The organism is uncultured Leptotrichia sp., assembly GCF_938036635.1.
In the GTDB taxonomy this organism is placed as follows: domain Bacteria; phylum Fusobacteriota; class Fusobacteriia; order Fusobacteriales; family Leptotrichiaceae; genus Leptotrichia; species Leptotrichia hongkongensis.
The window spans coordinates 1-1,351 of sequence record NZ_CALHQO010000291.1; the positions used below are offsets into that span (position 1 = coordinate 1).

General features: G+C 37.4%; 1 protein-coding gene. It reads right to left on the reverse strand.

Going from position 1 to position 1,351, the window contains the following annotated elements:
- Positions 1–368: 368 nt before the first annotated feature.
- Positions 369–1,351: nitronate monooxygenase family protein (locus Q0370_RS05830; RefSeq protein WP_299573311.1), on the reverse strand; the 983-nt coding region annotated here is incomplete at its 5' end.

The following is a 1,351-nucleotide window of genomic DNA, read 5'->3' on the forward strand; positions in this document are numbered from 1 at the left end:
ATTTTTTGTCCTAGGCTTCATTGGCTCACGCTTTTCATTTTTTCTGACTTTTCTTCCTTTATTATCTTCGATTTCATCGGCATCTTTGTTCAGAAGAATGTTCATTACCCTTTTTACACTTATGTTTCTAGCCATTTTTTTCTCCATTTTCTGTTTTTTATTTTTGTTTTACGAGTGTCTATACCGCCATATTTCAATCTTCCAGTAAAAAATAAAAAAGATTCAATATACAAATTTTTCTGCAAGACTCAAATATGGCAAAACCGCTTAAAAACGAAATTCAAAATCTATATCCGTTTCATTAAAATAAGTAGAAAACAAGGGGATTTTCCTGTTTCCACCCCTTGTTCCTGATTTTTACTATACTCTTAATCAATTTCCGTCATAAGCTCATCTATCAGATCTTTTACATGCACTATTTCCTTTAATCTCCATCCGTTAGCTCCCGAGAAGAACAATCCGCTTTGAAGCCTACCTAAATAAGCGTCTCCTAAACTGTCTGCAATACAGTATCCCACTCTATTTGCTCCTTTTCCACGTTCACACGGAAATACACAGTTGCTTATACATTTTATTTTCTTTGTATTTGGCTCCAACGTCTGAACTAAGTTCGTTTTTACAGCACGTCCTGGATAGCCAACTGGCGAACTTACAATTACTATGTCCTCTTCTTTTGCATCGAGCAGAACCTGTTTTAGAACATCGCTTGCATCACATTCGTAAGTACCGATAAATCTTGTTCCCATTTGAACGGCATCAGCTCCAAGCGCCATAATATTTTTTATATCGTTATTGTCCCATATTCCACCTGCCGCAATAATAGGAAAATCTCCCCATTTATCACGTTCCTCCTTAATCGGTGGTAAAATTGCTTCCAGCTGATGTTCAGGAGCAAATAATTCTTCATATTTTGCACCTTGATGTCCACCACTTTTTGGTCCTTCCACAATTACTGCTCCCGGCATTCTCCCGGCAGCTTTCCATTTTTTGCAGATTATTTTCAAAGCTCTGGCTGATGAAACTATCGGAACGATTTCCACATCTGGATAATCTTTTACAAGCCTTGGAAGTTCCAACGGAAGCCCTGCTCCTGTAACAATAATATTTGCCCCAGCTTCAAGAGCATCCTTTACCACTCTCTCATAATCATTTATTGCATGAAGAATATTGCACGCAAGCGGTTTATCTCCACAAATTTTTCTTGCATTTTTAAATATTTCAAAAAGGGCTTCACGGTTATAGGCATTTTCTGTCCCAAGAGGACGACCATTTACAGCTTTTTTCACAAATCTCATATTTTGGTAGTATCCAGTGCAAATAGCGCTTATTGTTCCAAGGCATCCATTTTTTG